Raw genomic sequence first — 8,832 nt, forward strand, 5'->3', positions numbered from 1 at the left:
TTCTACATGTCGGGCAAGCTGAAGCTGGACGAGATGGTGTCGCAGCGCATCAAGCTGGACCAGGTCAATGAAGGCTTCGCCGACATGAAGAAGGGCGAACTGGCCCGTTCGGTGATCGTGTTCGACTGATACAATACACGAACGATATAGATAAACCCTCCGCTTCGGCGGAGGGTTTTTTGTTGTCGCGATCGGCTAATCTATGGTTAAGTCATTGTTAACTATAGAAAAACCCGTGAATGCGTGAAACCCGACCGGGCGCGATGGGTTCCTGATGCGGCGGTGGCGTCGCACTAAAGGATTTCCCAATGACACGGGACGAGGAAGACGAGATGCAGGCGGTCGCACGCCTATGGGAGGAACGGTTCGGCGAGCCACCCCCCATCCTCACCGACCCGGATCTGATGCGGGCCGTGATGAATGGCACCTACGACAAGGCCGCGTAGGGGGCTATTCGACGAAGAAACCCAGGAGGGCCGGCCGCACATAGGCGTCCAGCAGCCCGGTGACGTCGCCGGGCTTGTTGAGATAGCCGAGCGCCAGGGCGGCGTGGAACACAACCAGCGAGAGCTGCGCGGCGAGCAGCGGGTCCACGGGCCGGACCGTCCCGTCGGCGACGCCGTCGGAGATCATCCCGGCGAAGGCGTTGCCGATCTGCTGGAAGCGGATCAACACCTGCTTGCGCATCCCCTGAGGCACGGCGGCCAGGGCGTGATGGCGCAGCATGCGGCCGCCGTCGGCCGAGGCCTGGTGCATGGCGAGCGAGACCGTGGCCAGCCAAAGCCGCTCCCAGCCCGTCTCCCCGATGGCGAGCGCGCGGCGCTTGGCGTCGTCGACCAGGTCAAAGGTACGGGCGAAACAGGCGGCGGCTAGCTCATCCTTGTCGGCGTTGTGGTGGTAGAAGGAGCCCTTGGTCACCTTCAGCTCGGCCGATATCTTGTCCACCGATGCGCCGCGATAGCCCTCGCGATTGATCAGCTTGGTGGCCGCCACGAGGAACCGGTCGCGGGTCACCTCGTCGTTCTGGGCGTCGGGCGATCCCAGGCTGAGCAGCGGCAGGTCGGGCCAGACCTGACCGTCGGCGGCCAGCCCGTTGATCATCACATCGGCGATCCGGGCGGCGACCCGACCGTAGTCCTCGGGTTCATAGCTCTCGAGCCAGGCGTCGGACCAGGTGAGCTGGAACACCACCAGACGGGCCAGGGCCTGGCGCCTCGCCGGCGTGATCCAGGGCATGGCCGGATCCTTCAGCAGCCGGCCGATGCGGATATAAAGGCCGGTAAAGGCGTCGAGCAGCGGCTGATGCTGGTCGCCCTCGATCAGGGCGATCTCGCTAAACGGCGCCAGCGGAATCTCGAGGCCCAGGACGACGCGGCGACGGGTCTCAAAGTAGCCGGCGACGAAGGCGCGAAGGCGCGCGGCGGGGGTGGTCTCGACCTCGGCCTGCTCCAGCATGACGTTGAACCGCGCCATGGTCTCGTGCAGGACCGCCGCGGCCAGGTCTTCCTTGCGCTTGAAGTAGTAGGTCAGGCTGACGGGATGGAGATCCATCCGCTTGGCGACCGCCGCCAGGGTGAATCCGCTCACGCCGTGGTCGTTGAAGACCTTGGTGGCGGCGGCCATGATCGCGTCCCGTTTGGCCGCGTAGCGCGCGCGGACCTTGGGTTGGACGGCTGCGGTCAAGATCGATTCTCCGCTGAAAACAGCACTGGAAGCGCGACCTTAGTTCGGCGAAGGCGAGGTTGAAAGGACACGGGCGACGGAAATCGCCTGTGAACACAACGGCGCAATCGGGGTGTTACCGGCGCAGGCCGGCGCGGTCAGTCTCGGCCAGGGCGAGCTTCTGATCGTCGGCCTGCTCGCCGCGCACCATGCGGTCGATGCGGTTCTTCTGGGCGTGGAAGGCCGCGAGTTCCGAGCCGGCGAGGACCGTGCCCTGGGGCACCTTCGCGCCCACGGGGTTCACCCGCGCGCCGTTGCGCCAGATCTCATAGTGCAGATGCGGACCGGTGGAGGCGCCGGTCGAACCCACATAGGCCACGACCTGCCCCTGGGTGACGCGCATGCCCGGGCGCACGCCCTTGCCGTAACGCGAGAGGTGCGCGTAACCGGTCTCCCAGCCGCCGTTGTGACGGATGCGCAGCCAGTTGCCATAGCCGCCCCAGCGGCGCGCCTCGACCACAACCCCGTCCCCTGAGGCGACGATGGGGGTGCCGGAGCCGGCGCCGAAGTCGATGCCCTGGTGCATGCGGTTGAAGCCCAGGATCGGGTGACGACGCATGCCGAACCGGCTGGTCATCCGCGCGCCGTCCACCGGCGTGCGCAGGAGGAAGCCTTTGATGTTCTTGCCGGTCTCGTCGAAATACTGGACGTCGCCGTTGACCCGCTTGAAGCGGTAGAACTGGATACCCTTGATCGCGGCGTATTCCAGATCGCCGGTGCCGATGGTCCGGCCGCTCTCGGTGACGGTGCGGTCGAAGACCAGGGTGAAGTCGTCGCCGGGCTTGAGGTCGCGGTCGAAGTCCACCTTGTGGGCGAACAGCTTGACCATGCTGCCGACCATCGAGGGATTGGCGCCCAGGCGAGAGGCGCTCTCGTAGAGCGAGCCGGTGATCTCGCCGCGGGCCACCATCTGTTCGTCGCGGATCTTCTCTTCCATCTCGCGCAGGCGCATGGCGCCGTCGAAGGTGCGCGACAGGGTGATGGAGTTGGCGGGGCCGGTGCGCAGGGAGAGGCCGACCAGACGGGCCGGGCCACGCTGGCCTCGGGGATGGGCGATGGCCGCGTCGAAGGCCATGCCGGCCTTGATGTGCACGGTGTCCATGGCCTCGCTCAGGACGTCGACCGCCTGGCGGGCCTCGTCCGGGGCCACTCCGGCGCGCTGCACCGCGTCCTCGAAGGTCTCGCCCGACTGGATCTTCACGGGCACGCTCTCAGGCCGGGTGAAGCCTGGTTGGGCCTCGGCCTGGGTGAAGGCGGCATGCTGCAGGGCTGCGATGGCGGCGGGGTCCAGCGGCGGCTTCTGCGGCGCGATGGCGTCCGCGGTGGTCAGGCGCCAGCCCAGGGCCAGCGCGGCCAGACCCGCGACACCGACCATCAGGCGCGGCGTGATGCGGAACGTTTGCCGTCGCGGATCGAACTCTTGCAATCCAAGCCCCCATACTGACGACGCGCTTAGCCCGGCTCGGGAGCCTAGAAAACGTGGCGTCGAAACGGTGTGTTCGGCGGAGGGTAGCGCGTCCCCGGCGTCCGCATCGTCAACTGAGTTGGTTAATCTCGGGTAAGTCTTTTGTGTGACCGAACGACAGGCGACTCACGCAATGCCCTGGCGCAGCCTGGTTAGAGCAGGGTCAGCACCAGTTCGGCAGGACGGCACAGCGCCGCACCCTTGGGCGTCGTCACGATTGGACGGTTCACGAGCAGGGGGTCCAGGATCATAGCGGCGATGATCACCTCGTCGGAGGTCGAAGGATCGGTCAGCCCCAATTCCACGGCCTGGGTGCCGCGTTCGCGCAGAATTTCCCGGGCGCTGACGCCCATCCGCGCGGTCAGGGACTCCAGCTGCTGGCGGCTCCAGCCGACGCTCAGATAGTCGACGACCGTGGGGTCGACGCCCCTGTCGCGGAGCAGGGCCAGGGTATTGCGGGAGGTTCCGCAGTCGGGGTTGTGGTAGATGACGACATCGCTCATCGGCCCGTTGTAGCCGTCGCGCGCTACCAGGTGAACCGCCGCGAGGCCGACACCGCCGTGGAATCGGAAGCGTCGAAGGCCATGACGTCGGCGGGCCTGGGCGGCAAGGGCTTGGCGTCGGCCGGCCAGGACTCGGTGATCGCCGCATATCGCGCCTCCAGCGCGCCCCGGCCGCCGGCCCGGAAGGTGACGGTCACACCTTGCGGCGCGCCCTGCCACCGGACGCGCGTCCATTGGCCCGCCTTGGCCAGCGCCTCGACAGGTCGGCCGTTCACGGTCACGTCGGTGAGCGCGATGCTCGACTTCAGGTCCAGCGCCGCGATGCGCGCGCCGGGCGGCAGGGTGAGGCTGAGGGTCTTCGCGCCGTCCGTTCCGGCGAAGGCGAGCGCGCCGCCGGTCGCGGCGATCGGCTTGGCGGCGGCGACATCCAGTTCGCGCCGATAGAGCAGCGGCAGCTTGGCCTTGACGATCTCGCCGCCGTCGGCCGCCAGGACCTCGCGGGCCCAGGGCGTGAGGTCCGGCGTGCGGCTGATCCGCAAAGTGCGTCGGGTGTCGAGGTCGACATAGTAGAGGATCTGGCTCGCCTGCGGGAACCGAGCGCTCCAGGGCGGGTCGAACCGCACGACGGCCACCACCACGAAGCCCAGCAGCAGGATGGCTAGGCCCAGGGTGCGGGCCTTCTTCTCGTTCTCCTGCGGCTGGACCAGCGGCCAGATGACGAGCGCGGCCAACCAGACGATCGTGGCCAGCAGATCCGGCAGGTCGAGGCCTTGGAAGATGCCGTGACCAAAGCCCAGCAGCCAGGCCAGGGCGAAGACGCCAAGAACGCTCACGATGGCCAGGCTGGCGATCGATTTACGCGACCCCATGCCGGTCAAGGCGGCGGCCAGCGCGCCGACCGCCAGCGGCCAGGCGACCAGGAAGGCGGCGGGGGCGGCGACGACCTGCAGGCCGATGGCGACGATCAGACCGCTGAGCAACACGCCGGTCCAGGCGCCGGCGACGCCGGTCGGGCGGCCGAAGCTGGCCAGCGCCAACAGCGCGCCGGCCACGCCGATCCCCGCGCCGATCGCATCCCAGCCGGCGAAGGCCGAGCATCCCAGGCCCGCCGCGAGGGCGAGCACGGACGCCGCCAGCCGCATGCGTCCGCGTCCGGCGGCGGCGGCGGCGATGATCAGGGCGCCGGTCGCCAGGATCAGCAGCGCGATCTCCCAGCGCGCGGCCTGGGCCAGGAGCACCCGCTGGCCCATGAACCCGTCTTCGGCTCCCGTCATCCGCCGGGCCAGGCGAAGGAGCGCGGCGGCCAGCGCGATCAGATAGAGGGCCGCGCCCAGGCCCTTGGCGATGTCCAGCCAGGGCAGGGCGCCCTTCCGTCGGGCCTGCCAGACGCCGAGGCCGATCAGGACGGCGGCCAGGACCAGGACCGCGCAACCCGCCGCCTGCGGATAGGACAGGATATGGTCGCCGAAGGTGTTGGCGTAGACGGCGTCGGGCGCCTTGGCCGGCAAGGTTTCGGCGAAGGCGATCTCCCGCGCCGCCGACAGGGCCTGCTCGCCCATGTGCTGCAGGGAACCCTTGTCGAGGTTCTGCGGCGTGGAGGTCGGCGAATGGTAGTCGAACTGTTGGCCGATGAAGGCGTAGTTCAGGCCGAGAATTCCCGCGTCCTTCGACACCGTGAAGTCGGTGTCGTTGGGCATCTGCTCGTACAGGAACACGGTCAGGGATGACGACGCCGGCGAGACCGCCGTCTTGCGGAAGAGCTCGATGACCTGGCCGTTCTGCGGCCCGGTCTGGAACATCTGGGCTCGGCCCCCGCCGCCGCGCGCCTCGAGGTTGATCATGAAGCCGATGCGCTTGGCCAGGGGATGGTCGGCGAAGAAGGCGCGCGCGCCCAGCAGGCCGGCCTCCTCTCCGTCGGTGATCAGCAGGATCACGTCACGGGCGGGCTGGCCTCGCGTCTTGATGGCGCGGGCGATCTCCAGGGCCGCGGCCACGCCGGCGATGTCGTCGGCGGCCCCGGGCGAACCGGGCACGCTGTCGTAGTGCGCCATGATCGCCACGGCCGGCGCCGAGCGGTCGGCGCCCGGCAGCACGCCGATGATGTTCTCGACGCGGCCGCCGGCCACGTAGACGTCTTCGCCGAACGTACGGCTGGTCACGGCGTCGGCGGCCTGAACCTGCGTCTGAAGTCCAAGCGTGGCCATGCGGCGCAGGATGTGGTCACGCACCTGGGCGTTCTGGGGCGTGGCGACGGCGTGAGGCGTCGACGCCATGGCCACGACGTCGGGCAGGGCGCGGACCGCCGAGAACTCGGCCTGGGGCGCCGAGACGGGCGCAGGGGTCGGTGTCTGTTCGCTGCGCGAGGCCAGGCCCACCGCGACGGCGAGGCAAACAGCCAACGCAATCAATCTTCCCACGACGTCGCCTCCCAGCGAACCTGTTGGGCGGCAACCTATCCGGTATCGTGCAAAAGAAAACGCCCGCCGGAAGGAGCGGCGGGCGTTCGGGTCTCTCGAAGGGCTGGATCGGGCCCTAGGCCGCGACCTGACCCTCTTGCGGGTCGCGCAGAACATAGCCGCGGCCCCAGACGGTCTCGATGTGATGCTTGCCGTCGGCGGCCGCGGCCAGCTTCTTGCGCAGCTTGCAGATGAAGACGTCGATGATCTTCAGCTCGGGCTCGTCCATACCGCCGTAGAGGTGGTTCAGGAACATTTCCTTGGTGAGGGTCGTACCCTTGCGGAGCGAGAGAAGCTCCAGCATCTGGTACTCCTTGCCGGTCAGGTGGACGCGGCTGTTGTTCACCTCGACAGTCTTGGCGTCGAGGTTGACCGTGATGTCGCCGGTCTTGATGACCGATTGGGCGTGTCCCTTTGAGCGGCGGACAACCGCGTGAATACGTGCCACCAGCTCATCCTTATGGAAAGGCTTGGTCATGTAGTCGTCGCCGCCGGCGCCGAACGTCTTCACCTTGGTGTCGATCTCGGCCGTGCCGGAGAGGATCATGATGGGGGTGTTGATCTTCGCAACCCGAAGGGTGCGCAGAACATCCATGCCGCTCATATCGGGAAGATTCAGATCAAGCAGGATTAGGTCGTAGTCGTAGATCTTTCCCAGATCGACGCCTTCTTCGCCAAGATCCGTCGTGTAGACGTTGAACCCCTCGGATTTTAGCATCAGTTCGATGCTCTGAGCCGTGGCGCTGTCATCTTCAATCAATAGTACGCGCATCTGTTCCTCCTCGAACGGTAGCGCTAATGCCCCCGGATTCATGGAATCCGCTTCGACCCTCGCCGTTAACTTGCCAGCGAGTTAATTTAAGACCGGTTAATAGTGAAAGGCCTCTGGCAGAATCGTTAACTCGGTTTGGGAATCACCAGCAAGGGCGGCTGTTGGACAGGGAGTCGCAGGGGCGTTGAATCTTTTGTGATTGGACACCGTTAAGAACGCGCCCGTGCGGTCAAGCTTGCGATTTTAACGCACGTCCCGACCCGCGACCGTCACGCGCCGCGGCGATCTTCACCACGGGTTAACGGCGTCGGGCGGATTCTGGCAGGCCTCAAGTTCGCCCCGGGATTCCAGCCTTTGCGTAGCCTCGTCGCCGCCGTCGAGCGGATCGATCCCCTGACCGTCTCCGGCCGCGTGGCCGCGGTGAACGGCCTGCTGATCGAGGCTCGCGGCGGGCTGACCCGCCTGGCCGTCGGCGCCCGCGCCGAGATCGAACGCCGCGCCGACAAGCCGCTGACCGCCGAGGTGGTGGGCTTTCGCGAGACCCGCGCCCTGCTGATGCCCTTCGGTCCGGTCGAGGGCGTGGCGCCGGGCGCGGAAATCCGCATCGAGCCCATGGGCTCGGCCGTGCGCCCGACCACCGCCTGGCTGGGCCGCATCATCGACTCCTTCGGCGAGCCTATCGACGGCAAGGGGCCCTTGCCGCAGGGGATCGTGCCCTACGCCCTGCGCGCCGCCCCGCCGGCCGCCCATGCGCGCGGACGGGTGGGCGAGCGCCTGGACCTGGGCGTGCGCTCGATGAACGTCTTCACCACCTGCTGCCGCGGCCAGCGCCTGGGCGTGTTCGCCGGCTCGGGGGTGGGCAAGTCGGTGCTGCTGTCGATGCTGGCCAAGCAGGCCGACTGCGACGCCGTCGTGGTGGGCCTGATCGGCGAACGGGGCCGCGAGGTTCGCGAGTTCATCGAGGAGACGCTGGGCGAGGAAGGCTTGAAGCGCGCCATCGTGGTCGTCGCCACCTCAGACGAGCCGGCGCTGAAGCGCCGCCAGGCCGCCTACATGACCCTGGCCATCGCCGAGTTCCTGCGCGACCAGGACCTGGAGGTCCTGTGCATGATGGACAGCGTCACCCGCTTCGCCATGGCCCAGCGCGAGATCGGCCTGGCCGCCGGGGAGCCGCCCACCACCAAGGGCTATACGCCCACCGTCTTCACCGAACTGCCCAAGCTGCTGGAGCGGGCCGGGCCGGGACCCGTGCGCCCCGACGGCACCACGGCGGGACCGATCACCGGCATCTTCACCGTGCTGGTGGACGGCGACGACCACAACGAGCCCATCGCCGACGCGGTGCGCGGTATCCTGGACGGCCACATCGTCATGGAACGCGCCATCGCCGAGCGCGGCCGCTTCCCGGCGATCAATGTGCTCAAGTCCATCAGCCGGACCATGCCGGGCTGTCACGAGCCCCACGAGCGGGAGATCGTGAAGGCCGCGCGCCAGTCCCTGTCGGCCTACGCCAACATGGAGGAGCTGATCCGTATCGGCGCCTATCGAACCGGCGCCGATCCGCAGGTCGACCGCGCGATCCAGCTTAATCCCGCCCTCGAGGCCTTCCTGGCCCAGGACAAGGACGAGACGACCAGCCTCGATGAGAGCTTCGAGGCCCTGGCCCAGATCCTGATGAGTGAAGCGTCATGAGTTGGGCCCAGTCCCTGATCAAGCTGTCGACCTATGAGGTCGAGGTGCTGCAAAAGCGCCTGGCCGACATCGCCGACCGCCGGATGCAGGCCGAGATGAAGCTGGTGCTGCTGGAGGCCGAGGGCGAGGCCGAGGCCGAGCACGGCCGCCAGGACGCCGAGCACGGCTGGTACCAACTGGGCTTCCTGGAGGGTCTGCGCGCCCGCAAGGCGCTCGCCCAGG

General features: G+C 67.7%; 7 protein-coding genes and 1 pseudogene. 3 read left to right on the plus strand and 5 right to left on the minus strand.

Annotated elements, in window-relative coordinates:
- Positions 1-308: 308 nt before the first annotated feature.
- Positions 309-446: a hypothetical protein gene (locus tag RMO04_RS19595; protein ID WP_309646453.1), complete on the plus strand. Its 138-nt coding sequence runs from the start codon at positions 309-311 to the stop codon at positions 444-446.
- 4 nt (positions 447-450) lie between these two features.
- On the opposite strand, the gene RMO04_RS19600 is transcribed toward RMO04_RS19595, so the two are convergent.
- The 5 genes from RMO04_RS19600 to ctrA all read right to left on the minus strand — a co-directional run bounded on the left by RMO04_RS19600 (position 451) and on the right by ctrA (position 6,918).
- Positions 451-1,683, minus strand: a complete 1,233-nt coding sequence (locus RMO04_RS19600) for a TetR/AcrR family transcriptional regulator (RefSeq protein ID WP_309646454.1) — start codon at positions 1,681-1,683, stop codon at positions 451-453.
- Between the two features lie 115 nt (positions 1,684-1,798).
- Positions 1,799-3,148: a M23 family metallopeptidase gene (locus tag RMO04_RS19605; protein ID WP_309646455.1), complete on the minus strand. Its 1,350-nt coding sequence runs from the start codon at positions 3,146-3,148 to the stop codon at positions 1,799-1,801.
- 191 nt (positions 3,149-3,339) lie between these two features.
- Positions 3,340-3,690, minus strand: a complete 351-nt coding sequence (gene arsC / locus RMO04_RS19610) for an arsenate reductase (glutaredoxin) (protein WP_309646456.1) — start codon at positions 3,688-3,690, stop codon at positions 3,340-3,342.
- A 23-nt stretch (positions 3,691-3,713) separates the two neighbouring features.
- Positions 3,714-6,107 (minus strand): M20/M25/M40 family metallo-hydrolase, encoded by a 2,394-nt coding sequence (locus RMO04_RS19615; protein ID WP_309646457.1) that lies wholly within the window; start codon positions 6,105-6,107, stop codon positions 3,714-3,716.
- 115 nt (positions 6,108-6,222) lie between these two features.
- The gene (gene ctrA / locus RMO04_RS19620; RefSeq protein ID WP_254836209.1) at positions 6,223-6,918 is read right to left on the minus strand and encodes a response regulator transcription factor CtrA; all 696 of its coding nucleotides are present in this window, start codon (positions 6,916-6,918) and stop codon (positions 6,223-6,225) included.
- Between the two features lie 354 nt (positions 6,919-7,272).
- On the opposite strand from ctrA, the gene fliI reads away from it, so the two are divergent.
- Both fliI and RMO04_RS19630 read left to right on the plus strand, forming a co-directional pair.
- Positions 7,273-8,610 (plus strand): flagellar protein export ATPase FliI, encoded by a 1,338-nt coding sequence (fliI, locus tag RMO04_RS19625; RefSeq protein WP_309646458.1) that lies wholly within the window; start codon positions 7,273-7,275, stop codon positions 8,608-8,610.
- A pseudogene (locus tag RMO04_RS19630) lies at positions 8,607-8,832 on the plus strand (flagellar export protein FliJ); the annotation flags it as partial. The gene fliI and the pseudogene RMO04_RS19630, both read left to right, overlap by 4 nt.

The organism is Phenylobacterium sp., from assembly GCF_031412415.1.
Taxonomy (GTDB): domain Bacteria; phylum Pseudomonadota; class Alphaproteobacteria; order Caulobacterales; family Caulobacteraceae; genus Phenylobacterium.

What these genes read in the sequence shown, in the direction of transcription:
- RMO04_RS19595 (WP_309646453.1), top strand. Translation starts at nt 309, where the DNA reads ATGACACGGGACGAGGAAGACGAGATGCAGGCGGTCGCACGCCTATGG.
- arsC (WP_309646456.1), bottom strand. Translation starts at nt 3,690, where the DNA reads ATGAGCGATGTCGTCATCTACCACAACCCCGACTGCGGAACCTCCCGC.
- ctrA (WP_254836209.1), bottom strand. Translation starts at nt 6,918, where the DNA reads ATGCGCGTACTATTGATTGAAGATGACAGCGCCACGGCTCAGAGCATC.